The sequence below is a fragment of the Streptomyces sp. NBC_00234 genome (assembly GCF_036195325.1).
Lineage (GTDB): Bacteria > Actinomycetota > Actinomycetes > Streptomycetales > Streptomycetaceae > Streptomyces.
In genome coordinates this window covers 1,121,783-1,145,167 of the sequence record NZ_CP108101.1, presented here as the reverse complement: position 1 = coordinate 1,145,167, position 23,385 = coordinate 1,121,783, and the positions used below count along the sequence as shown (strand labels likewise).

Annotated in this window: 22 protein-coding genes; 7 read left to right on the top strand and 15 right to left on the bottom strand. The window is 70.8% G+C overall.

Annotated elements, in window-relative coordinates; all coding sequences use genetic code 11:
- The first annotated feature begins 16 nt into the window (after nt 1-16).
- Together OG230_RS04795 and OG230_RS04790 are read left to right on the top strand one after the other, a co-directional pair.
- Nucleotides 17-505, top strand: coding sequence for a rhodanese-like domain-containing protein (locus OG230_RS04795; RefSeq protein WP_328908873.1), 489 nt, complete (start codon nt 17-19; stop codon nt 503-505).
- 10 nt (nt 506-515) lie between these two features.
- On the top strand, nt 516-899 hold the full coding sequence (locus OG230_RS04790) for a GNAT family N-acetyltransferase (protein WP_328908872.1): 384 nt from the start codon (nt 516-518) through the stop codon (nt 897-899).
- Nucleotides 900-1,008: 109 nt separating this feature from the next.
- Here OG230_RS04790 and OG230_RS04785 read toward each other — a convergent pair whose 3' ends face one another.
- Nucleotides 1,009-2,694: a DUF885 domain-containing protein gene (locus OG230_RS04785; RefSeq protein WP_328908871.1), complete on the bottom strand. Its 1,686-nt coding sequence runs from the start codon at nt 2,692-2,694 to the stop codon at nt 1,009-1,011.
- 48 nt (nt 2,695-2,742) lie between these two features.
- A complete protein-coding gene (locus tag OG230_RS04780) occupies nt 2,743-3,231 on the bottom strand; it encodes an Lrp/AsnC family transcriptional regulator (protein WP_328908870.1) in 489 nt (162 codons plus the stop codon).
- 59 nt (nt 3,232-3,290) lie between these two features.
- Between OG230_RS04780 and OG230_RS04775 the strand changes: the two genes are divergently transcribed.
- Entirely contained in the window at nt 3,291-4,511 is a 1,221-nt protein-coding gene (locus tag OG230_RS04775; protein WP_328908869.1) for a trans-sulfuration enzyme family protein, read from the top strand.
- Here the strand turns inward: OG230_RS04775 and OG230_RS04770 are convergent.
- The 3 genes from OG230_RS04770 to OG230_RS04760 form a co-directional block, all read right to left on the bottom strand.
- The gene (locus OG230_RS04770) at nt 4,438-5,817 is read right to left on the bottom strand and encodes a GNAT family N-acetyltransferase (protein WP_328911307.1); all 1,380 of its coding nucleotides are present in this window, start codon (nt 5,815-5,817) and stop codon (nt 4,438-4,440) included. The genes OG230_RS04775 and OG230_RS04770 overlap by 74 nt on opposite strands.
- 126 nt (nt 5,818-5,943) lie before the next feature.
- Nucleotides 5,944-7,524 carry an alkaline phosphatase D family protein gene (locus OG230_RS04765; RefSeq protein WP_328908868.1) on the bottom strand — a complete coding sequence of 527 codons (1,581 nt, stop codon included), beginning with the start codon at nt 7,522-7,524 and terminating at the stop codon, nt 5,944-5,946.
- Between the two features lie 138 nt (nt 7,525-7,662).
- Nucleotides 7,663-8,493: an alpha/beta fold hydrolase gene (locus OG230_RS04760; protein ID WP_328908867.1), complete on the bottom strand. Its 831-nt coding sequence runs from the start codon at nt 8,491-8,493 to the stop codon at nt 7,663-7,665.
- A 121-nt stretch (nt 8,494-8,614) separates the two neighbouring features.
- On the opposite strand from OG230_RS04760, the gene OG230_RS04755 reads away from it, so the two are divergent.
- Nucleotides 8,615-9,499: an RNA polymerase sigma-70 factor gene (locus tag OG230_RS04755; protein ID WP_328908866.1), complete on the top strand. Its 885-nt coding sequence runs from the start codon at nt 8,615-8,617 to the stop codon at nt 9,497-9,499.
- A gap of 275 nt (nt 9,500-9,774) precedes the next feature.
- Nucleotides 9,775-10,539 carry a GntR family transcriptional regulator gene (locus OG230_RS04750; RefSeq protein ID WP_328908865.1) on the top strand — a complete coding sequence of 255 codons (765 nt, stop codon included), beginning with the start codon at nt 9,775-9,777 and terminating at the stop codon, nt 10,537-10,539.
- 58 nt (nt 10,540-10,597) lie between these two features.
- Here OG230_RS04750 and OG230_RS04745 read toward each other — a convergent pair whose 3' ends face one another.
- The 3 genes from OG230_RS04745 to OG230_RS04735 all read right to left on the bottom strand — a co-directional run bounded on the left by OG230_RS04745 (nt 10,598) and on the right by OG230_RS04735 (nt 13,683).
- The gene (locus OG230_RS04745; protein WP_328908864.1) at nt 10,598-11,755 is read right to left on the bottom strand and encodes an ROK family transcriptional regulator; all 1,158 of its coding nucleotides are present in this window, start codon (nt 11,753-11,755) and stop codon (nt 10,598-10,600) included.
- 100 nt (nt 11,756-11,855) lie between these two features.
- The gene (locus tag OG230_RS04740) at nt 11,856-12,506 is read right to left on the bottom strand and encodes a response regulator transcription factor (protein WP_328908863.1); all 651 of its coding nucleotides are present in this window, start codon (nt 12,504-12,506) and stop codon (nt 11,856-11,858) included.
- Nucleotides 12,507-12,510: 4 nt separating this feature from the next.
- Nucleotides 12,511-13,683 (bottom strand): sensor histidine kinase, encoded by a 1,173-nt coding sequence (locus OG230_RS04735; protein WP_328908862.1) that lies wholly within the window; start codon nt 13,681-13,683, stop codon nt 12,511-12,513.
- 108 nt (nt 13,684-13,791) lie between these two features.
- Here OG230_RS04735 and OG230_RS04730 point away from each other — a divergent pair, with 108 nt between their 5' ends.
- Nucleotides 13,792-14,730, top strand: a complete 939-nt coding sequence (locus OG230_RS04730) for an ATP-binding cassette domain-containing protein (RefSeq protein ID WP_328908861.1) — start codon at nt 13,792-13,794, stop codon at nt 14,728-14,730.
- Complete coding sequence (locus tag OG230_RS04725; protein ID WP_328908860.1) at nt 14,727-15,470, top strand: ABC transporter permease; 744 nt, start codon at nt 14,727-14,729, stop codon at nt 15,468-15,470. Before OG230_RS04730 ends, OG230_RS04725 begins: the two co-directional genes overlap by 4 nt.
- A gap of 267 nt (nt 15,471-15,737) precedes the next feature.
- Here OG230_RS04725 and mug read toward each other — a convergent pair whose 3' ends face one another.
- The 7 genes from mug to OG230_RS04690 all read right to left on the bottom strand — a co-directional run bounded on the left by mug (nt 15,738) and on the right by OG230_RS04690 (nt 23,203).
- The gene (mug, locus tag OG230_RS04720) at nt 15,738-16,301 is read right to left on the bottom strand and encodes a G/U mismatch-specific DNA glycosylase (protein WP_328908859.1); all 564 of its coding nucleotides are present in this window, start codon (nt 16,299-16,301) and stop codon (nt 15,738-15,740) included.
- A 20-nt stretch (nt 16,302-16,321) separates the two neighbouring features.
- A complete protein-coding gene (gene purB, locus OG230_RS04715) occupies nt 16,322-17,764 on the bottom strand; it encodes an adenylosuccinate lyase (protein ID WP_328908858.1) in 1,443 nt (480 codons plus the stop codon).
- A gap of 124 nt (nt 17,765-17,888) precedes the next feature.
- Entirely contained in the window at nt 17,889-18,509 is a 621-nt protein-coding gene (locus tag OG230_RS04710) for a dihydrofolate reductase family protein (RefSeq protein WP_328908857.1), read from the bottom strand.
- 268 nt (nt 18,510-18,777) lie between these two features.
- A complete protein-coding gene (locus tag OG230_RS04705; RefSeq protein ID WP_328908856.1) occupies nt 18,778-19,863 on the bottom strand; it encodes a tyrosine-protein phosphatase in 1,086 nt (361 codons plus the stop codon).
- A gap of 144 nt (nt 19,864-20,007) precedes the next feature.
- Complete coding sequence (locus OG230_RS04700; RefSeq protein WP_443051575.1) at nt 20,008-20,781, bottom strand: SGNH/GDSL hydrolase family protein; 774 nt, start codon at nt 20,779-20,781, stop codon at nt 20,008-20,010.
- 68 nt (nt 20,782-20,849) lie between these two features.
- A complete protein-coding gene (locus OG230_RS04695; RefSeq protein ID WP_328908854.1) occupies nt 20,850-21,869 on the bottom strand; it encodes a hemolysin family protein in 1,020 nt (339 codons plus the stop codon).
- A complete protein-coding gene (locus OG230_RS04690) occupies nt 21,866-23,203 on the bottom strand; it encodes a hemolysin family protein (protein WP_328908853.1) in 1,338 nt (445 codons plus the stop codon). The genes OG230_RS04695 and OG230_RS04690 overlap by 4 nt, the downstream gene beginning before the upstream one ends.
- Nucleotides 23,204-23,385 lie beyond the last annotated feature (182 nt).

Here is a 23,385-nt window from a genome sequence, read left to right as displayed (position 1 = left end):
CCATAGATTTCTGGTCATGACCTCACAGCTGATCACCACCGGAGCCAACCCCGTCCTGCGCGTTCCGCCGGCCTCCCCGGCCGCGGCGGCCGCCTACTTCGGTGCGTCGCTCGCCTTCCACGCCGATGTCTCCGACGTCGCGGCGGCCCTCGCGGCGGACGGCGACCCCGGATTCGTCGTCCTCGACTCCCGTTCCACCGCCTCCTGGGACCAGGGGCACATTCCCGGCGCGGTGCACCTGCCCACCGCCCTCATCGCCGAACAGGCCCACGAACTCCTCGACCCTGCCGTCCCCGTGGTCACGTACTGCTGGGGACCGGGCTGCAACGGTGCGACGCGCGCCGCTCTCGCCCTGGCCCAGCTCGGCTACCAGGTCAAGGAGATGCTCGGCGGCTTCGAGTACTGGGCGCGTGAGGGCTTCGAGTTCGAGACCTGGGAGGGACGTGAGCGGCGCACCGCGGACACGCTCACCGCGCCCGCCGACTCCGAGGACTGCGGCTGCTGACGGCGAGCCCATGAACATCGAGATCAGTCCGCCGCTGACCGACGCGGAACTCAACGCCCTCTTCGCGAGCGCCTGGCCCGGCCATCGCGACACGCGATTCGGCCCCGTCCTGGAGCGCAGCCTGCTCTGGCTCGCCGCGCGCCGGGCGGACCGGCTGGTGGGATACGTCAACGTCGCGGGCGACGGCGGGCTGCACGCCTTCGTGCTCGACACGACGGTGCATCCCGAGGAGCGGAGGCGGGGGCTCGGCCGCCGCCTCGTGACGACGGCGGCCGAGCAGGCGCGCGAGCGCGGCGCGCAGTGGCTCCACGTTGACTACGAGCCCGAGCTGGCGGACTTCTACGCCGGCTGCGGCTTCCGGCCGACGGCGGCCGGCCTCATGGCACTGGACTGAAACAGGGAGCCCGCCCGGCGACCGGGAACGAACGGGCGACCGGGAACGAACCGGCGACCGGGAACGAACCGGCGACCGGACGCGCCCGTCCGGTCGCCGGGCCGCGGGATCAGAGCCGGGACAGCTCGTCCACCAGGTCGTCCAGACCGAGGGAACCCTGTGAGAGGGCGGCCATGTGCCACGCCTTCGCGTCGAACGCGTCGCCGTGGGCCTTGCGGGCGTTCTCCCGGCCCAGCAGCCAGGCGCGCTCGCCCAGCTTGTAGCCGATGGCCTGCCCCGGCATCGACAGATAGCGGGTCAGCTCGCTCTCGACGAAGTCGGCGGGCCGGCCGCTGTGGCTGCCGAAGAACTCCTGGGCCAGGTCGGGCGTCCACCGCTCGCCGGGGTGGAAGGGCGAGTCCGCCGGAATCTCCAGCTCCAGGTGCATGCCGATGTCCACGATCACCCGGCAGGCACGCATCATCTGCGCGTCCAGGTAGCCGAGCCGGCGCTCCGCGTCGGGAAGGTAGCCCAGTTCGTCCATCAGCCGCTCCGCGTAGAGCGCCCAGCCTTCGGCGTTGGCGCTCACGTGGCCCAGCGACGCCTGGTAGCGAGAGAGGTTCTCCGCCACGTGCGTCCACTGCGCGATCTGCAGATGGTGGCCGGGAACCCCCTCGTGGTACCAGGTGGACACCAGGTCGTACACGGGGAAGCGGGTCTCGCCCATCGTGGGCAGCCAGGTCCGTCCGGGGCGCGAGAAGTCCTCGGAGGGGCCGGTGTAGTACGGGGCCGCGGCGCCGCCCGGCGGGGCGATGTGGGACTCCACCTTCCGTACCCGCTCGGCGAGTTCGAAGTGGGTGCCGTCAAGGGCCTCGATGGCTTCGTCCATCAGGTTCTGCAGCCACACCCGTACCTCGTCGACGCCCTCGATGTGCTCGCCGTGCACATCGAGGTGGGCGAGCGCCTCCCAGGGACCGGCGCCCGGCAGGATCTTCTCCGCCTCGGCCTTCATCTCGACCAGCAGGCGGTGGTACTCGGACCAGCCGTACGCGTACGCCTCGTCGAGATCCAGGTCGGCGCCGTTGTACTGGCGCGCCCAGCGTGCGTACCGCTCACGGCCCACGGTGTCCGGAGCGCCCTCGACCGCCGGGGCGTACACCTCGCTCATCCAGTCGCGCAGCGCGACCAGCCCTGCCGTGGCACCGCCGGCCGCGGCGGCCAGCTCCTCGCGCAGGGCGTCCGGGCCGGGGGCGACGAAGTCCTGGAAGAACCCCGTGTCGCCGTTGCCCGCCCAGTCCGTCAGCTGCTCGATGAACGTCGCGGTCGGGCGCGGGCCCGCGTACAGCTTGCGCTCCAGACCGAGTTCGAGCGAGGCGCGGTATCCCTCCAGCGCGGCCGGGACGGCGCGCAGACGGTCCACGACGGCGGCCCAGTCCTCGTCCGTGTCGGTCGGCGTGACCGTGAACACCTCGCGGAGGCTGTGCACCGGCGAGTGGAGGTTGGAGACGACGCGCAGACCCTCGTCGGCGTCGTGGACGCCGAGTTCGGCGGTGAGCCGCTCGCGCAGCAGCCGTCCGCACCGGCGTTCGGCCTCGCTGTCCGCACCCGGCAGCTTCTCCGCGGCGTCGAGCTTTGCCAGGGTCTCGCGGGCGAGGTCGGCGAGGGCCGCCTGACCCGCGGGCGAGAAGTCGGGCAGGCGGCGCGCGCTTTCGGCGATGCCGAGATACGTGCCGGTGATCGGGTCGAGTTCGATGAATGCGTCGACGTAGGCGTCGGCGACCTGGCGGGGCAGCGCGCTCTGAGAAGTGTCTGACATGCCGACATCCTCGTACGACGAGGGCCTTCGCGTCACCATCACGGGGAATCAGTCGCCCGGCGGCGACCCCGGCGGCAACAGGGGCCCGCACTCCCACTGCTGGAAGATCAGCCGGGTTTCCACCCGGGCCACTTCGCGGCGCGAGGTGAACTCGTCCAGCACCAGCCGCTGGAGATCCGCCGTGTCGGCCACGGCCACCTGGACGAGGTAGTCGTCGGGGCCCGTGAGGTGGAACAGCGCGCGGGACTCCGGCAGCGCCCTGATCCGGTCAACGAACGGGCCGATGAGCTCGCGGCGGTGCGGCCGGACCTGCACCAGGAGCAGCGCCTGCACCCCGCGGCCCAGGCGGGCCGGATCGAGGCGCAGCTGATGGCCGAGGATGACGCCGGAGCGGCGCAGCCGGGTCACCCGGTCGAGACACGTGGACGGGGCCACGCCGACCTCGGCGGCCAGCTCCCGGTACGTGGTCCGTGAATCGTTCTGAAGGAGCCGCAGAATATGCAGGTCCACCGGATCGAGAACGACAGAATCAGCCATACGTCGAACGTAACACGGCCTTTTTCCCCGACGGCCCGGTAGCTGTTCAGAGTGATGACATGGACACCGAAGCCTCGATGACGCCCCGGACCTCACCCCCGTCCCGGGCGCTGGCCACCGAAGCCGTGCACGCGGGACGCGACGATCTCGCCTCCCTCGGACTGCACGCCCCGCCGCTCGACCTGTCCACCACCTACCCCTCGTACGACTCGAGGGGCGAGGCCGAGCGGATCGACGCCTTTGCCACCACCGGCGCCCGGCCGGACGGGCCGCCGATCTACGCGCGCCTCGACAACCCGACCACGGCCCGCTTCGAAACGGCTCTGGCCCGTCTCGAAGGGGCCGAGAGCGCCGTCGCGTTCGCCAGCGGAATGGCGGCACTCACCGCTGTCCTGCTGGCCCGCGCGAGCCTCGGCCTGCGCCATGTCGTCGCCGTCCGGCCGCTCTACGGCTGCAGCGACCACCTCCTGGGCGCCGGACTCCTCGGCACGGAGGTGACCTGGACCGACCCGGCCGGCATCGCCGACGCCATCCGTCCCGACACCGGCCTCGTGATGGTCGAGACTCCCGCCAACCCGACCCTGGCCGAGGTGGACATCCGGGCCGTCGCACACGCCTGCGGGTCCGTGCCGCTGCTGGTCGACAACACCTTCGCGACCCCGGTGCTCCAGCGGCCGGTCGAGCACGGTGCGCGGATCGTGCTGCACAGTGCCACCAAGTACCTGGGCGGGCACGGCGACGTGATGGGCGGCGTCGTGGCCTGCGACGAGGAGTTCGCGGCGACCCTGCGCCAGGTGCGCTTCGCCACCGGCGGCGTCCTGCATCCCCTCGCCGGATATCTGCTGCTGCGCGGGCTGTCCACCCTCCCGGTACGGGTACGGGCCGCGTCGGCGAGCGCCGCCGAGCTCGCCCGGCGGCTCACCGCCGACCCGCGCATCGCCCGCGTGCACTATCCGAAGGTGGGCGGTGCGATGGTCTCGTTCGAGGTGTACGGGGACCCGCACCGGGTGATCGCCGCGGTGCGGCTCGTCACGCCCGCCGTCAGCCTCGGCAGCGTGGACTCGCTGATCCAGCACCCGGCCTCCATCAGCCACCGCATTGTGGCCGAGGGAGACCGTCACGGATCCGGGGTCGGAGACCGGCTGCTGCGCATGTCGGTCGGCCTGGAGGACGTCGAGGACCTGTGGGCCGACCTGTGCCAGGCGCTCAGCGACCCGTCTGTTCAGCCCGCTCGTACGGCGGCAGCGAACGGACGGGAGACGACTCCAGTCGGGCTGTGATGACGAGCGTGCCTTCCTCGATCTGGTAGTCGAGGGGCAGTTCGAGCCCGCGCATCGCCGCGACCATGCCCGTGTTGTGGGCCTGGGTCACGGCGTAGACGCTCTCGCAGCCGGCCTCGACGGCCAGTGCCACCAGTCGGCCCAGCAGTTCGGAGCCGATGCCGCGGCGCTGCCAGTCGTCCTCGACGAGCAGGGCGACCTCGGTCTCGTCGCCGTCCCAGAGCAGGTGGCCGAGCGCCACGAGCCTGCCCGAGGCCGTCTGCACGGCGAGGGTGCGGCCGAAGCGCGGGCTCAGCAGGTGGTCGAGGTAGCGGTCGGCGTCGCGCACCGGGCCGTGATAGCGCAGTCCGAGGGTCCGCTCGGAGCAGCGGTCGTGCATGGCGCGGGCCGCGGTGAGGTCGCCGCGGTCCGCGCGCCGGACGGTGATCTCGTTGCCCTCGGGGAGGGTGAGTACGTCCTCGCTGCGCGGGACACGGGGGCCGAGCCGTGCGTCGAGTTCCACGAGGGCGCGAGCGCGCGCGAACTCGGTCGGCGTGAACGGCAGGTGCGGGCGCTCCACGGTGATGACACCGCCGGAGGGATCGCGCAGGCGCATCACGGTCTCCTCCAGCACACCTTCGACGGGTGCGCTCTCACCGGTGGCGCGACCGGTGATGGAGACGGCGGGCAGCGAGTGGATCGTGCAGCGGCCGAGCAACTGGCGCAGTGCCAGGGGAAGTTCGGCGGCGTCCAGCGCGGTACGGGTGGCGAGGCCGAGGACCCGCGTCGGGGTGTCGACCAGGTCGTGGGCGTCCGCGCGCTCGATCCAGGTGGAGCTGCCGCCCGCCGCGGAGATCTCCCGGCTGAGCTGCTGGGCCTGGAGCGTGGCGGGGGCCCGCAGCAGGAACTCGTCGACGGTGCCGTCGGCCAGCGGGTGGGTCTGGAGCGTCAGGATGTCGACCCGGAAACGGGCGAGCGCGATGCACAGGGCGGCCAGGCTGCCCGGTGCGTCGCGCACGGTCGTCCGCATCCGCCACAGGACGGTGTCCTCGGCGGTCAGCGAGGCCGCGGCGCCGGCGTCCGGCGCGGCCTCCTCGCCGCCCGCACCCGGCGGGGCGTGGCTGTGGCGGCGGGCCCACCACGTGTGGAACGTGGCCGTGGCGACCAGGGCCACGGCCGAGGCGATGAGCAGATAGGGGCCGTCGGGCTGGTGCCCGATGAGGTTGGCGATCGCGTCGGCCACGGCCACGGCCGTGAACAGGGCTGCCAGCTCGATCAGGTCCCGCCGCCAGTGGTGCGGACGGCGGGCGCTCTTCGCGGATGTCACATCAGTCATGTCCTCACTGTGACCGAGCGGTGTTGCCTGATCACGAACGTCTTGTGACTGATGGGTTAAGTGTGGATCTGGTTGCCTATCGTCTCTTTTTGTCGGGTTCTCGCACTGTCTTTCGACTCACTGGCCGATGAGTCCCGGCTGGAGAACCTTGCTGAACAGGACCGTTCCGCCCTGCGCCCGCAGCCGTACCGTGAACTCGCCGCTCTCCCCGTCGATGTCCACTTCGCCGAAGTACTGTGGCGACTCCATGGGGGAGACGTTCGCCCGCTCGGGCGCCCGGACGAAGACCTGGTCGGGTCCGAACGTCGCATCGAGCTTGTTCGCCGGGAAACCTCCGGCGGCCAGCGGGCCCGACACGAACTCCCAGAACGGCGCGAAGTCCTTGAAGGCGGCGCGCTCGGGGGAGTAGTGCTGCGCGGACGTGTAGTGGACGTCGGCCGTCAGCCACACCGTGCCGGTGATCCGCTGCCGCTTGATGTGCCGCAGCAGATCGGCCAGCTGGAGCTCGCGGCCGAGCGGAGCGCCGGGATCGCCCTGGGCCACCGCCTCGAAGTTCGTCGCACCGTCCGGGACGATCAGCCCCAGCGGCATGTCCGCGGCGATCACCTTCCACGTGGCGCGCGACCGCGACAGTTCCCGCTTGAGCCAGACGAGCTGTTCGGCGCCGAGGATGCCCGTCGTGTCGTCGGCCTGCCGGCCGGGGGAGTTGGCGTTGCGGAAGGAGCGCATGTCCAGGACGAAGACGTCGAGGAGCGGACCGTGCCGGACGACGCGGTGCATCCGCCCCTCGCTGGAGCCGCCGTGCGGCGCCGGGAGCGGGACGTACTCGCGGAACGCCCGCATCGAGCGGGCCGCCAGCACGTCCACGTTCTTCTCGGTGTAGCGCACGTCGTCGAGGATCTGGCCGGGATACCAGTTGTTACGGACCTCGTGGTCGTCCCACTGGACGACGGAGGGCACCTGCGCGTTGAACGCGCGCACGTTCTCGTCCAGCAGGTTGTAGCGGAAGTTGCCCCGGTACTCGTCGAGCGTCTCGGCGACCTTCGCCTTCTCCTCCGTGGTGATGTTGCGCCAGATCCGGCCGTCCGGCAGCGTCACGCTCGGCTCGATCACCCCGTCCGCGTAGATGCTGTCCCCGCTGCAGAGGAAGAAGTCCGGGTCGAGGCGGCGCATCTCGTCGTACACCCGGTAGCCGCCGATGTCCGGATTGATGCCCCAGCCCTGGCCCGCGATGTCGCCCGACCACAGGAAGCGCACCCCGTCGCGGCGCCGCGCTGGGGCGGTGCGGAACGTTCCGTACACCGGCTTGCCCGTCCGGCGCGGATCGTGCGGGTCGGCGAGCGTCACCCGGTAGTGCACCTGCTCGCCCGGCGGCAGCCCGTACAGCGGAGTCGTGCCGGTGAAGTCCGTACGGGACCCGATGAGCGGACCGTCCCATCGGCGGGCCCGGCGGAACGACTCGGTGGCCGAGGTCTCGACGAGCATCCGGGCCGGACGGTCCGATCGCACCCACACCAGGGCGGAGGACGAGGTCACCGCACCCGTCTGGACGCCCCACCGGGCGCTCGGCCGGCCGGAGAGCGCGAAGGCGGGAGCCGCGGAGACGGCGGTCGGGAGGGTGACGGCGGCCGACGCGAGGAGTGAGCCGCGCAGGACGGTACGGCGGCCGGGGTGCGGGACGTGCGTGGGCAACGACATCGGTGGGCCTCCGGGGCAGGGGTGCGGTCGGGCAGAGGTGGCTGCTGCCGACCCATGCCTAGTGCCCGTTGGCGGCCACCACGCCAACCCCAGGTGAACAAGCGGGCCTTGGCCCCCGGCCACCCGCCCCTGGAACGCTCAGCGGCTCGTGTCGAGAATGACGCGCGCCACCGCTGCGGGGTCGTCGTTCATCGGCACATGACCGCAGCCCGGCAGCCGCACCAGCCGGGCGCCCGGGATGGTGTGCTTGGCCCGGATTCCCTGCCTGCGCAGCAGCAGCCGGTCCTGGCTGCCCCAGGCGATGGTCACGGGGAGACCGGGGACGTCGTCGGTGAAGGCGACGTTCCTGCCGACAGCCAGCGTCCGATGGAACCCTGTCGCCTCGCGCAGGGCGAACGTCTCCGCGACGACGGCCTCGGGCGAACGGCGCCCGGGCCGCGCGTAGATGGTGCTCGTCAGCGCGGCGCGCCCGGCGGCCCCGGTCGAGAGGCGCTCGATCAGCGCCGGCGGCATCGACAGGGCGCCGCGCCGCATCGCGCGCAGCGTCGCGAAGGCGTAGCGGCGCTCGCCGGGCGTCCAGAAGCCGGCGGGGGAGAGAGCCGTCACCGAACGGGCGAGCTTCAGGCGGCCCAGTTCCAGGGCGAGGAGCCCCCCGAGCGAGTTGCCGGCCACGTGCGGACTCCGCACACCCAGCTCCTCGCAGAACGCCCCGAGCACCGGGGCGACCGTGGCGAGGTCGTAGGGGAGGCCGTCCGGCAGGCCGGGGGAGGTGCCGAAACCGGGCAGATCCACGGCGATGACCTCGCGCTCGGCGGCGAGTATCCCCACCACCGGGTCCCATGCCTGACGGTGGTGCCCGATGCCGTGGAGAAGGAGCAGGGGCTCACCGGCCCCGGTCCGCTCGTACGCTACCGACACACTGTGCCGTTCTCCGGCGGAAACGACTGTGAACGAGGCCGTGGTGGCCATACGGCTGCTCCCTGGGGATTTAGACGTCGTGTCAACAACAATTACCGTCCAGTAGCCAGCAGTTCAAGAGCCCCCGCGATTCCCGCTGGACAGCTCACCTCGTCTGGGCTGGGATGGAACGGTGACTGCCAACACCGTGACCGATCTCTTCGAAGAACACCGGCCCGTGCTCACCGGAGTTGCCTACCGGATGCTCGGGCGCATCGCCGACGCCGAGGACGTGGTGCAGGAGGCATGGCTGCGCTGGTCGTCCGCGACGCGGGACGACGTACGGGAACCGAGGGCCTATCTCGTACGGATCACCACCCGCCTCGCCATCGACCGGCTGCGCCAGGTGCAGTCCCGGCGCGAGGCGTACGTCGGCCCGTGGCTGCCCGAACCGGTCGTCACCGACTTCGGGCCGTCCGTCCCCGACACCGCGGAACGGGCGGTCCTCGCCGACTCCGTGTCCCTCGCCGTCCTCGTCGTCCTCGAATCCCTCTCGCCCCTGGAGCGGGCCGTCTTCGTGCTGCGTGAGGCGTTCGGGTTTCCGTACGCCGAGATCGCCGCCACCCTCGACCGGACCGAGGCCGCTGTGCGCCAGCTCGCCGGACGCGCCAAGCGTCATGTGGAGGAGGGGAAGCCGCGCTACGACGTCGATCCGGCGGAGCGCCGCGACCTGACCGAACGGTTCCTCGCCGCGGCCTCCGGTGGTGATCTCGACCAGCTGCTCGCGCTGCTGGCGCCGGATGTGAGGCTCGTCAGCGACAGCGGAGGCAAGTCGAAGGCGCCGCGGCGGGTCATCGAAACCGCCGACAAGGTCGGCCGCTTCCTCGTCGCCGTCGCACAGGGGCAGGACCCGGACACGGAATTCCGAGTGGCCGAACTGAACGGCGGTCCGGCTCTGGTGGTCCTCGTCGGCGGTAAGCCGGACACCTTCTTCCAGGTGGACGTCAAGGACGGAGTAATCCAATGCGCCTATATCATTCGTAATCCGGACAAGCTCTCCGGACTGCCTCTCGAATAACTCCCGTCCGCCTTATGGCGACGGGCATCGCGAGCCCCACCCGTACCCGCACTCGGCCCCACGGACCCGCCCGGACGTGGGGCTTTGTGCTGCGCGCGGCTCACGGCACCAAGAACGTCCTGTGAACGCTCTGCGGTGCGGCACCGTTTCACTCCGTTACTGAATGAGGATTGGTCTTGACCAAGGGGGTGCACCGTCCTATGGTCTCAACGTTAAGACAGGAACCTTTAATAAATAACGTCGCGGAAAGCCGCTGGGCGATTGCGGAGGACAGGGTGGGGACCACGCAGCTGGATTCGGTACAGGAGCCGAAGTACTGGCACCTCAAGACCGTGCTCAGTGAGGCACTCGACTCGGACTTTGCGGTGGGGGAGATCCTGCCCAACGAGCGTGACCTCGCAGCTCGGTTCGGTGTCGCCCGAGCCACGCTCCGGCAGGCTCTGGAGCAGCTCGAACTCGAAGGCCGGCTCCAGCGTCGCCGCGGCGTGGGGACCACTGTCGCCCCGCCGCGCGTGGGTGTCGCCGTGTCCACCGCGCAGCAGGACTGGACGGGCGGCGACGGCGAGGCGTGGCAGCCCGTCGACTGCACCACCGCGACCGCTCCGGCTGCCGTGAGCGGGATGCTCGACGTGGACGCCGGGGACACCGTGCACGTGGTGCGCCGCATCCGGGTCAGCCACGGTCAGGCACTCGCGGCGGAACTTCTCTACGTCCCGTCCTCGTCGGTGCCCGCTCTCTCCGCGATCGACGCCCCTTCGGGTCCGGCTCGCGCGCGGAGCGTCCTGCGCGAGCTGCACCGTCTGGGCCTCAACGGCCAGGACCGCTCGGTGGAGCTCGGATCGGCACGGGCGGACGACGCCAAGGAGCTCGACAGGCTTCCCGGCGCCCCCGTTCTCGTCGTCACCACACGCTACTTCGCGGAGAACGGCACGGCGGCGGTCTCCGTGGCCACCTACCGGGCCGACACCTGCCGGCTCACCTTCGGGGACTCGGGCGCGCTGGAGATCAGCCACGAAGACCAGGTGGCGCAGGCTTCCTGACCTTCCGTAACGCGGCTTCCGAGCTGCCCGTTCCTGTGCACCGTGCGGCCCGTCGCAGTCAGCGGCGGGCCGTTGCCGTGCCCTCCACCGCGAAGAGCTGCTCCTCGACATGGTCCAGTGCCAGCCGCAGGGCGCCGGTGGCGACGGCGGCCTCGCCCAGCAGGGAGAGCGTGACCCGGGGCGGGCGGAGGCAGTAGCGGGCCAGTTCCCCGCGGAGCGGGTCCAGGACACCGTCCAGCCCCGCGGCCCAGCCGCCGATCACCACGAGCTCCGGATCGAGTGCGAGCACCAGTGCGGCGACGTCGTGGACCAGGCGCTGGATGAACCGCTCCATGGCCGCCTGCGCACCGGCGTCACCACGACGGGCCGCCGCGAAGACGGCGGCCACCGCGTGCTCGTCCAGAGGGTCGAGCGGAGTGTCGGTCGTCGACAGCAGCCGCTCCGGCGTCACGTCCCGGCCCAGCAGATGCAGCGCGCCGATCTCACCGGCCGCGCCACCGAACCCTCGGTGCAGCCGGCCCCCGATCAGCGAACCGGCACCGGGGCTGAGCCCCGCCAGGACGAACACGATGTCGTCCGACTCGGTCGCCGCGCCCTTCCAGTGCTCGGCCACCGCAGCGGCGTTGGCGTCGTTCTCCACGAGAACGGGGCAGCGGAACGACCGCCGAAGCCGCTCCCCGAGGGCGAGTCCGGTCCACTCGGGCAACGCGGTCCCCAGACGTACGGTCCCGTCGGCCTCCACAATGCCCGGGCTGCCCACACCGACCGCCCGCAGACTGCTGCGGGCCACTCCTGTACGCCGCAGTACGTCGGCGATCACGGCCCTGACCTGGTCGAGCCGGTCGTCGGCACCCGCGGTCTCCGACACCGCCCGTGAGCCGGCGCCGATGATGCGGCCGTCCAGCCCGGACAGCAGCGCGGAGACCCGGTGCGGTCCGATCTCGACGCCCAGCAGATGGCCCGCCTCGGCCCGGAACCGGAACCGCCGGGCCGGCCTTCCCTGCCGCCGGGCCTCGCCCTCGTCGGCCTGTGCCTCGACGACCAGTCCGGCCTCGAAGAGGCCCTCGACGACACCTTCGACCGTGGGACGGGAAAGTCCCGTGATCCGGGTCAGGTCCGTCAGGGTCGGAGAACCCGCGCCTCTCAGGGCGTGCAGTACCACTGCGGAATTGATCCGCCTCAACAGAGACGGGTCCCCTCCGGTCAGCCGGCCCACGGTGTGTCCTCCCAGCTCGCGCGCATGTCTGCCGGATCGTACTCGCTGGTCGGTGGTGCAGCGACCACGGGCCGGAGACGGTATCGAGAGGTGACCTGCGTCAGCTTGGAGCCACGAAGCCGGACTCGTACGCGGCGATCACCGCCTGGGTGCGATCCCTCGCCCCCAACTTGGCCAGGACGGCACTGACATGCGACTTCACCGTCTCGACACCGACGACGAGCTTGGCGGCGATCTCCGAGTTGGACAGGCCCCTGGCCATCAACCGGAGCACCGCCTCCTCGCGCTCGGTGAGCGAAGCCCGCTCCATGGCCGCCCGGGCCTTGCTCGTGCCGTACTCGGCGGCGAGCTGGCGGACCGCGGCCGGGAACAGGAGCGACTCCCCCTCCGCCACCAGCCGCACCGCGTTGACGATCTCCGTGGGCCGGGCGCGCTTGAGCAGAAATCCGTCAGCTCCCGCCCGCAGTGCCTCGTAGATGTACTCGTCGTTCTCGAACGTCGTCACCACCAGGATCTTCGGCGGCTGCGGCACCGTCCTCAGCAGGACCTTGGTCGCCTCGATGCCGTCCATCAGCGGCATACGCACATCCATCGCGACCACATCGGGCCGCAGCTGCCGCACCAGCGGAATCACCGCGGCGCCGTCGCCCGCCTCGCCCACCACCTCGATGTCGGGCTGTGCGTCGAGGACCGCACGCAGTCCCGCACGTACGAGGGGTTCGTCGTCGACCAGAAGAACGGTAACCGGCATCCGCTCAGCGTATGCGCTCCAGCGGAAGGCTCGCGTGCACCCTCCATTCGCCGTCGTAGGGACCGGTCTTCGCCTTTCCTCCCAACAGGGCGGCCCGCTCCCGTATGCCGCGCAGCCCGCTGCCGCCGCCCGAGATGCTCGTCGTGCCGGTCAGCGGATTCGCCACTTCGAGCTCCAGCCACCCGTCCACCACTCCGATCCTCACCCGGACGGGCACCGTTCCCGCGTGGCGAAGGGCGTTGGTCAGGGACTCCTGGAGGATCCGGTACCCCTCGCGGGACACCGGACCAGGCACCAGGTCCAGCGCACCGGACACCTCTGCCTCGACCTTCGCGCCCGAGCCGCGCGCCGAATCCAGCAGCCGGTCCGCCTCGACGAGCGTGGGCTGCCCGGCTATGGGCTTGCCCGACTCGCGCAGCACCCGCAGCACCCGCTCCAGGTCGTCCAACGCCTCCCGGCCCGTCTCCTCGATTGCGGCGAGCGCCCGCTCCGTGAACGCGGGATCGTTCGCCGCGCGCGCGGCTCCGGCCTGCACGACCGCCACCGTCAGCGCGTGCCCGATCGAGTCGTGGAGTTCGCGCGCGATGCGATTGCGCTCCAGCAGTTGCTCGGTGCGCTCCTCCAGGGCGGTCATCTTCTCCCTGGCGGTCGGGCCGAGCAGCCGGCGGGCGGCTGCCATGGCCACGTTGCCGCCCACCGTGACGACGCCGAGAAGGAGAAGGATGGGAAAGGGAGTCAGGAGGACATACCACCAGTGGGGTTCGACCCCCCGCACCAGCCAATCGTTGCTGGGGCCTCCCCCGAACCCCGTGATGACGAGGTCGACGGAGGTGGCCGGCAGCCAGACCGTCGCGAACATGACCGGTATGGCGAGCAGGAGCCGCACCTCCAGCCAGAGCACGGTCCGCCACCGGTCCGCCCAGGTCGACGAGGGCGCCACCGTGATCGCGGCACCCCGCCTGCCGCGCTCCCACGGTGTGAGCAGCAACTGCCCCTGAATGCCCTCGGCCAGGCGCATGGCCGGAACCAGGCCGACGGGAACCGCCATGAGCATGAGCACCCACGGCGTCTCCGGGGAGATGAACATCCACACACTGGCCACGGCGACCGGACTGATGAGGTGCAGCCAGCGGCTGTACGTGGCCGGCCGGGCCAGCGGAGCGAGGAAGCGGTACATGTGAGCCATCGTGCCAGCGCGGCAGCCGCGGCGGCTCCCCCGAGCGAGGGAGATGATCTACACGGGTGGGGGAGGCCGGAGACGGGGGACGGCGGCGAGGCTGAGGACATGACCAGCATCAACGTTCATGAGCTCACGAAGGAATACGGCGCGACCCGTGCCGTGGACCGCCTCACGTTCACTGTGCGGCCGGGCCGGGTCACGGGCTTCCTCGGCCCCAACGGCGCGGGCAAGTCCACCACCATGCGCCTCGTCCTCGGCCTCGACCGGCCCACGGGCGGCACTGCCACCATCGGCGGACAGGCGTACGCGACCCTCGACGATCCACTGCGCAAGGTCGGTGCACTGCTCGATGCCCAGGCCGCCCACGGATCGCGGACCGCGCGGAATCATCTGCTCGCGCTCAGTGCGAGCAACGGCATTGCGGACGCCCGGGTCGACGAGGTTCTGGAGGAGGCCGGCCTCAGCCAGGTCGCGGGGAAGCGGATCAAGACCTTCTCGCTCGGTATGCGGCAGCGCCTCGGCATAGCCGCCGCCCTCCTCGGCGACCCGGAGGTGGTCATGCTGGACGAACCGTCCAACGGGCTGGACCCGGAGGGCATCGTCTGGATCCGTGAGCTGATGAAGCGGCTGGCACGCGAAGGCCGTACGGTCCTCGTCTCCAGTCATCTGATGAACGAGACATCGTCTTTCGCCGACCATCTGGTGGTTCTCGGGAAGGGGCGGCTCCTCGCCGACCTGCCGATGCAGGAGTTCCTCGACTCCCGCAGCAAGCCCCGGGTGCGGGTGCGCACGACCGAGTCGGCGCGGCTCCGGGACATCCTGGTACGGAAGGGGCACGACCCCGTGCAGGGCGATGACGGCCGCTGGACCGTCGAAGGAGTCAGGGCGGAGGAGATCGGTGCCATCGCCGCCTTCGAAGGGATTCCCATCCTCGAACTCATCGATGAGCAGGCCACGTTGGAGCAGGCATACCTCGACCTCACAGCGGCGGAGACCGAATTCGCGTCCGCCGGTGCGTCCACCACCACTCGTCAGGAGGCGTGACCATGTCGACGACCGCAGTTCTCCGCTCCGAGTGGATCAAGATCAGATCGGTCCGCTCGGTCGCCGGCTCGCTGATAGCCGTCTTCCTCGCCACGCTGGCCGTCACCGTGCTCACGTTCGCCACCGTGGGACAGGCGGAGGCCGACAACGAAGGGGCCGAGCTGCTCTTCGGGGCGTTCTACGCGTTGAACTTCGGCCAGATCGCGGCCATCAGCTTCGGTGCGACCGCGCTCTCCTCCGAATATCTGAACGGTGCTCTGCGGATATCCCTCTCCGCCGTGCCCCGCAGAGGACTCTTCTACCTGGCCAAGATGTCGGTGATCGGTGTGCTCGCGCTCGTCGTGGGTCTGGTCACCAGCTTCACCACGTTCCTTGTGGGTCAGCTGTTCATGGGGGAGTACGCCATCGGCCTGGACGAGCCCGGCGCGCTGCGCGCGGCCTTCGGAGGCGGCATCTATCTGGCGCTGATGGCGTTGTTCGCCGCGGGACTTGCGGCACTGCTGCGCAGCGCCGTCGCGGTGCTGAGCCTGCTCATCCCCTTCATCCTCATCGTCTCCTTCGTGATCGGTGACATCGCGGGGGGAGCGGCCCAGTATCTGCCCGACCGGGCAGGGCAGTTGGTGCTGCACCAGAACCCGGAAGGCAGCCTCGGGCCGTGGGCCGGGCTGGCTGTGACGGCGGCATGGGCCGGAGCGGCACTGCTGGCGGGATGGTGGGCGGTGCGGAACAGGGACGCGTGAACGCACCTGACCGCGAAGTGACGGGGCCCCGGGTACGGCGGTCGCACGGGCGCTCCTTGTCAGTGAGGGAACCTTTACTGACTGCACGACGACCGCACACCATCTCCGCCCCATCGACGGGATGCGCGCCCGGGACTTCCCCGTGGAGCGCACTCCGTCGGGCTCGGGAGTCAGCGGTCCCGGTGTCGGAGCGACGGGCCAGGAGCCCTGTGGTCGAGTGGTGCGCCGGTGGAATGTGGCCGGCCGGCGTCGCCCGGGCGGTCCGACTCAGCTCTGCTCGGTGGCTGGGCTGTCGGTACCGATGGCGGCGGCCCGGAGACGGGCGTACTCGTCGGCCATGGTCCGGGCGGTCCAGTGGGCGTTCAGCCCGCTGGGGTTGGGCAGGGCCCAGACCCGCGCCCCGCCGATCCTCCGCTCCTGCGGGCCGATCTGTGCGCGGCGCTCACCGAAGGCCGTGCGGTAGGCCGTGACCCCGACGACGGCGAGCCACTCCGGTTCCAGTTGCTCCACCTTCGCCGTCAGGAGCCGACCGCCCTCGCGGAACTCGGCGGCGCTCAGTTCGTCGGCCCGTGCCGTGGCTCTCGCCACCACATTGGTGATGCCCAGGCCGTAGCCCGGAAGCTCGCTCTGCTCGGACGGCTTCAGCCGACGGGGAGTGAAGCCGGACAGATGGAGCACCGGCCAGAAGCGGTTTCCCGGGTGGGCGAAGTGGAAGCCTGTGGCGGCGGTCATGAGGCTGGGGTTGATGCCGCAGAACAGCACACGCAGACCGCCCACGGCCACATCGGGAACGATGCGGTCGCGGGCGGCCAGGAGTTCTTCGGGTGTCATCCGGTTATGGGGCCGGTCCCTCAGAGGATGGAGCCGGGGGCGTAGCCCGCGGCCTCCGGGTGCTGCTTGGTGATCTCCTCGATCCGGGACACCACGGCGGTGACCTGGTCGCCGGCCGCGCCGGTGAAGGAGAGCTTGTCGGCCATCAGCGCGTCCAGCTGTGCGCGGTCGAGCGGGATGCGCTCGTCTGCGGCCAGCTTGTCCAGCAGCTCGTTGCGCTCCGCGCCCTGCTCCCGCATGGCCAGCGCCGAGGCGACCGCGTGCTCCTTGATGGCCTCGTGCGCGACCTCGCGGCCGACCCCTGCCCGTACCGCGCCCATGAGGACCTTGGTGGTGGCGAGGAACGGCAGGTAACGGTCCAGCTCACGCGCCACGACAGCGGGGAACGCACCGAACTCGTCCAGCACCGTCAGGAACGTCTCAAGGAGGCCGTCGAAGGCGAAGAACGCATCGGGAAGTGCCACTCGGCGGACCACCGAGCAGGACACGTCGCCCTCGTTCCACTGGTCGCCCGCCAGCTCGCCCGTCATCGAGGCGTAGCCGCGCAGGATCACCATCAGGCCGTTGACACGCTCGCACGAGCGGGTGTTCATCTTGTGCGGCATGGCGGACGAGCCGACCTGGCCGGGCTTGAAGCCCTCGGTCACCAGCTCGTGGCCGGCCATCAGGCGGACGGTCTTCGCGACCGAAGAGGGTGCCGCGGCCAGCTGAACCAGTGCGGTCACGACGTCGTAGTCGAGCGAGCGGGGGTAGACCTGGCCGACCGAGGTGAATGCCTGGGCGAAGCCGAGGTGACCGGCGATGCGCTGTTCCAGGTCGGCGAGCTTCGCGGCGTCGCCGCCGAGCAGGTCGAGCATGTCCTGGGCGGTGCCGACGGGGCCCTTGATGCCACGCAGCGGGTAGCGGCCGAGGAGATCCTCCAGCCGTCCGTAAGCCACCAGCAGCTCGTCCGCGGCGGTCGCGAAACGCTTGCCGAGGGTCGTCGCCTGGGCGGCCACGTTGTGGGACCGGCCGGCGATGACCAGCTCGCGGTATTCGCCCGCCAGCTTGCCGAGCCGGGCCAGGACGGCCACCGTGCGGTCCCGCATCAGTTCCAGCGAGAGCCGGATCTGGAGCTGCTCGACGTTCTCGGTGAGGTCCCGGGACGTCATGCCCTTGTGGACCTGCTCGTGGCCGGCGAGGGCGTTGAACTCCTCGATCCGGGCCTTCACGTCGTGCCGGGTGATCTTTTCGCGCTCGGCGATGGAGACCAGGTCGACCTGGTCGAGTACGCGTTCGTAGTCGGCGAGGGCGGCGTCAGGCACCTCGATCCCGAGGTCCTTCTGAGCGCGCAGCACCGCCAGCCACAGCTGGCGCTCCAGCTTCACCTTCTGCTCGGGGGACCAGAGGACGGCCAGCTCCGTGGAGGCGTAGCGGCCGGCCAGGACATTGGGGATGCGAGGCTTCGCAGACACAGCAGTCACGTGTCCAGAGCTTACCTGTCGTCCTGACCAGTTCGTGAGCGTCCGCAACGTCCATAAAAGTCCAGGTCGGAGCCTCCCGGGCCACCGTCAGGCGCCCTGGGGCCCGGCGGCTCCGCCCTGGAGCTCACACCAGCACGCGGTAGGTCACGTGCGTGACCAGACTCGCCGGCCGCGACGCCACCTGCTCCAGCTTCAGTGGCGGGACGCCCTCGAACAGCCGCGTGCCGGCGCCGAGCGTGAGCGGCACCATGTGCAGTCGCAGCTCGTCGACCAGACCGGCAGCGAGGTACTGGTTGATGGTGGTCGCGCCGCCGTGGATCAGGACGTCGCCCTCGCCGGCCGCCGCGCGTGCCTGTGCCAGTGCCGAGGCGATTCCGTCGGTGACGAAGTGGTACGTGGTGCCGCCGTCCATCGGCTGCGGCTCGCGCGCGTGGTGGGTGAGCACGAATACCGGAGCGTGGAAGGGCGGATTCTCGCCCCACCAGCCGTTCCACTGCCGATCCCATGCGCCACGCACGGGGCCGAACATGTTGCGCCCCATGATGAATGCCCTGGCGGCCTTCAGCTGGTCGACCTCGGCCCGGTTCTCGTCGGGGGTGTCGAACATCCAGGCGTGCAGCTCGGCGCCCGAGCCGTCGCCGCCGTCGTCGCCGAACGGGCGGTCCTCGGTCTGGTTGAGCCCGGCCGAGTACCCGTCGGCCGAGATCGTGATGTCGCAGATCACCCGGCCCGTGCGTGCGGTCATGGCCTTCTCTCCTCCTCGTGGCGACCTCCGTCGCCTTGGTGGTGAGCGTCCTGCCAAGCGCCAGCATGGAACAGGGGCGACTGCCGGCCAACCGGACCGCCGCCCCGGAACCGGTGACGCCCGGATCATCTCCGTGTGCCGTCGCCGATTCCCGGGTGTCGTGAGATTGCTGCGTTCGTATGACGACCTGCGGAGCCTGGATCGCCTCATCGCGTGGGCCCTGCGCCGCCGGGAACAGTCGGCGCAGGGCAGCCGGGGGCTGACGTGGTCAGCCGACCAGCAGGTCCCGCTTCAGCTCGCGGAGATCCTTGCTGTCCAGACCGAGTGCCTGCTTCTCGTACGTTCCGAAGGAGCCGAGCTTCTCGGAGACCTCCTGGAAGCCGGAGTTGAGGTACTCGGGGCGCACGTCGAGCAGCGGCTTGTACACCGCGGCCTGCTCGGCAGGCATCGAGGCGAGCGCCGCGGCGTTCGCCTCGGACCGGTAGTCGTTGGATGCCAGGTAGTCCGCCATCACCGTGGAGCGGGGCACGCCGAGGGCCGTCAGCAGGGCGGCGTTCGCCCAGCCGGTACGGTCCTTGCCCGCCGTGCAGTGGAAGAGGACGGCGCGCGCGTCCTCGTCCGCGATCCCGGAGAACACCATGCGGTAGGCCGACTTGGCGGTGGAGCCGCTGACCATGAACTTCTCGCCGTCGACCATCATCGCCTCGGCCTCGGCGGCGGTCTTCGGCATGGCGGTGAAGGTCGGCGATCCGGCGAGCACATCGGCGACGACCTGCGTGGCGCTCGACGGGACGCGGTCCGGGGCGGCGCTGCGTTCCGACTCCATGCGCAGGTCGAAGACCGTGACGACGGACAGCCTCCGGAGCTTCGCCAGGTCGGCGTCCGTCAGCTTGTCGAGGGCGTCCGAGCGGTAGATCTCGCCCATCTTCACCCAGTGGCCGTCCCTGGTGCGATAGCCGCCCGCGTCACGGAAGTTGACCGCGCCCTGGAGCTGGATCAGCCGGTCGGCGAGGTGCAGGGATCCGCCGTGCTCGGGGACCAGGTCGAACCACTGGCGGTCGGCTGCGGGCAGTCCGCGAACGGTGACCTTGCCCGTCGACCCGCCGGAGGCGACGGTGCGGCCGTTGGCCCGGACGGCGACGCGGCGTATGCCAGGGGCCTTCCACTCCACGGTGTACGCGCCGTTGCCGGTGGCCGTCACCGTGGCTGCGGTGAACGGGATGCGCTCGTGGGAGGAGCGGTCGTGTCCGGCGGGGAGGTGGTGGGCGGCGGTCGCGGTGGGGGCCGCGAGACCGACGAGAAGGGCTGTGGCGAGGGCGTAGGAGGAGGCCCTGACACGAGTCATGTGCGTCATGGGGGAATGCTGATCGGCCCTCGGGAGAAGCCGCGTAACGCCTGGTGAACAGGGCGCGAAGGCACCGCTAACAAGCCGCGGTCGAGCTGCCGGCCGAGGGGTCGTCGGCGTGGCCGCTGCACGGCGACGGACCGCCTGCGGGTCTCAGCTGAGCGGCGGCTCGTACGGCAGCAGTTCCGCACGCTTCGGCGGACGCCCGTCGCCGGACGACCGGCCGGTCAGCCGTCGTCCGATCCACGGCGCCAGATGCCGGCGGGCGAACCGTACGTCGTCGACCCGGCGCACGGCCCAGCGCGGCGGCACCGTCGCCGGCATCGGCGTACGCCAGTCCTGCTCCGCGGGCAGCCCCAGCGCCTGCCACACCGCCTCGGCCACCCGGCGGTGGCCCTCCGCGGTGAGATGGAGCCTGTCCACGTCCCACATCCGGGGGTCGCCCAGCGACTCCGCACCGTACAGATCGACGACCAGCGCACCGTGCCGGGCCGCCAGGTAGTCGATCAGGGAGAACAGCTCCTCCATGCGCGGCCGGAAGCGCTCCATCACCGGGCCGTTGCGCCCGGGGCTGCGCATCAGCACGAGCTGTCCGCACGACGGCGCGAGGCGTTCGACGGCCTCTTCCAGCCGGGCCCGCACCATGCCCATGTCGCACTTCGGCCGCAGGGTGTCGTTGAGTCCGCCCACGAGCGTGACGACGTCCGCCTTCATGGCCGCGGCGACGTCCACCTGCTCCTCGACGATCTGGCGGATCAGCTTCCCGCGCACGGCGAGGTTGGCGTACCGGAAACCGGGGGTGCGGGCCGCGAGGCGGGTGGCCAGGACATCGGCCCAGCCGCGGTACGAGCCGTCGGGGAGGAGGTCCGACATGCCCTCGGTGAAGGAGTCGCCGACCGCGACAAGACTGGTGTAGGAGGCATTCATTTCCATGGCCCTGCGATGGTACCGCGCCGGTATCCACCGCCTCGCGAGCTGCTGGAGCGGGACCGGTATCAGCGCCCCTGAGGCCGTCCCACCAGCTCACGCAGCACGTCCTCCATCGTGACGAGCCCGGCCAGCCGGTCGTCCTCGTCGACGACGGCCGCCAGGTGCGTACGACTGCGCCGCAGCGCCGTCAGTACGTCGTCGAGCGGTGTCGACGCCCGCACCCGGGCGATCGGGCGCATCGCCGTCACCGGGAAGGGGACATCGCGCGGCGTCGCGTCCAGAGCGTCCTTCACGTGGAGGTAGCCCAGAATCCGTTCCTCGCTGTCCATGACCGGGAAGCGCGAGAAGCCGGTCTCGGTGGAGAGCCTCTCCAGTTCCTCGGGCGTCGTCCCGACCCGGGTGGACACCACCCGGTCCACCGGGAGGACGACGTCGCGGACCGGGCGCCTGCCCAGCTCCAGCGCATGCCGGAGCCGTTCGGCCGAACGGTCGTCGACCAGGCCGGCGTCCCCCGCGTCCTTCACCAGCCGGGCCAGCTCGTCGTCGGAGAAGGTCGCGGACACCTCGTCCTTGGTCTCCACCCGCAGCAGCTTGAGCAGCGTGTTCGCGAAGGCGTTGATGGTGAAGATCACCGGGCGCAGGCCGCGGGCCAGCGCCACCAGCGGGGGACCGAGCAGCAGCGCGCTGCGGGCCGGCTCGGCGAGTGCGATGTTCTTGGGCACCATCTCGCCCAGGAGCATGTGCAGATACGTCGCCACGGACAGCGCGATCACGAACGACACCGGATGCACCAGGCCGTGCGGCATGCCGATCAGGTCGAACAGGGGCTCCAGCAGATGCGCGATGGCGGGCTCGGCGACGATACCCAGCACCAGCGTGCACAGCGTGATGCCGAGCTGCGCCGCCGCGAGTAGCGCCGACACGTGTTCGAGGCCCCAGATCACACTGTGCGCGCGCCGGTTCCCCGCCTCTGCCTCGGGCTCGATCTGGCTGCGGCGTACGGAGATCATCGCGAACTCCGCGCCGACGAAGAAGGCGTTGACGACCAGGGTGAGCAGGCCGATGAAGAGCTGGACGGCGGTCATCGTTCGTTCTCCGTCAGCTCGTGGGAGCCGGTAAGCGGCGCGTGCAGGAGCGCCCGCGCGGCGCGGCGCCCGGAGGCGTCCACCACGTCGATGCGCCAGCCGGTCAGTTCGACGGTGTCACCCACCACCGGGATGCGTCCGACCTGGGCTGCGATCAGCCCGGCCAGCGTTTCGTACGGTCCGTCCGGCACCCGCAGCCCGATGGTCCTGAGCTGGTCGGTGCGGGCCGCGCCGTCCGCGGACCAGAGGGTGCGTCCGTCGGCGTCCTCACCGGCCGGTGCGAGGTCCGGTGTCTCGTGCGGATCGTGTTCGTCGCGCACCTCGCCGACGACCTCCTCGACGATGTCCTCCAGCGTCACGACGCCCGCCGTGCCGCCGTACTCGTCGATGACGACGGCCATGGCCAGCTTGCCGGACAGCCGGTCGAGCAGCCGGTCCACGGTGAGCGTCTCCGGTACGAGCAGGGGCTCCCGCAGCATGTCCGAGACCCTCCTGCGGGGCCTTTCGTCGGCCGGAATCGCCAGCACGTCCTTGATGTGGACGACGCCGACGACGGAGTCCAGATTTCCTCGGTAGACGGGGAAGCGGGAGAGCCCGGTCGCGCGCGTGGCGTTCGCGACGTCCTCGGCGGTGGCCTGTATTTCGAGGGCGGTCACCTGGACGCGCGGGGTCATCACGTTCTCGGCGGTCAGCTCCGCCAGGTTGAGGGTGCGTACGAAGAGTTCGGCGGTGTCCGCCTCCAGCGCGCCCTCCTTGGCCGAGTGGCGTGCCAGCGCCACCAGCTCCTGGGGGCTGCGGGCGGAGGCGAGTTCCTCGGCCGGTTCGAGGCCGAAGCGGCGCACGATGCGGTTCGCGGTGTTGTTGAGGTGGCTGATGAAGGGGCGGAAGACAGCGGTGAACACCCGTTGCGGGGTGGCCACCGCCTTCGCCACGGCCAGTGGTGAGGAGATCGCCCAGTTCTTCGGGACGAGTTCGCCGACCACCATCAGGACGACGGTGGACAGGGCGGTACCGATCACCAGGGCCACCGAGGACGCCACACCGGGGGAGGCGCCCATCGCTTCGAGGGGTCCGCGGAGGAGTGCCGCGATGGAGGGTTCGGCGAGCATGCCGACCACCAGATTGGTGACGGTGATGCCGAGCTGCGCTCCGGACAGCTGGAAGGTGAGGCTGCGCACGGCCTTGAGGGCGCTCGCCGCACCCCGCTCCCCCCGGTCGACCGCCCGTTCGAGCTCGCCGCGCTCGACCGTGGTCAGGGAGAACTCCGCCGCGACGAAGGCGCCGCAGGCCAGTGAGAGCAGTACCGCCACGAGAAGCAGAAGCACTTCGGTCATCGGTTCACCTCCGTCCCATGATCGGGCAGGGGCAGGGGGATCGCGCGATGGATGCGATGTCGGCTACTCGGAGGCTCGCCCATGGGCGGACGCTCACACCTTTCGTGGGGGCGGTCGGATGACAGGACATCGTAAGGGCCGCCGGGGCGGCCGGTGCGCCGCGCGGCGCGGCGAGGGCGCCT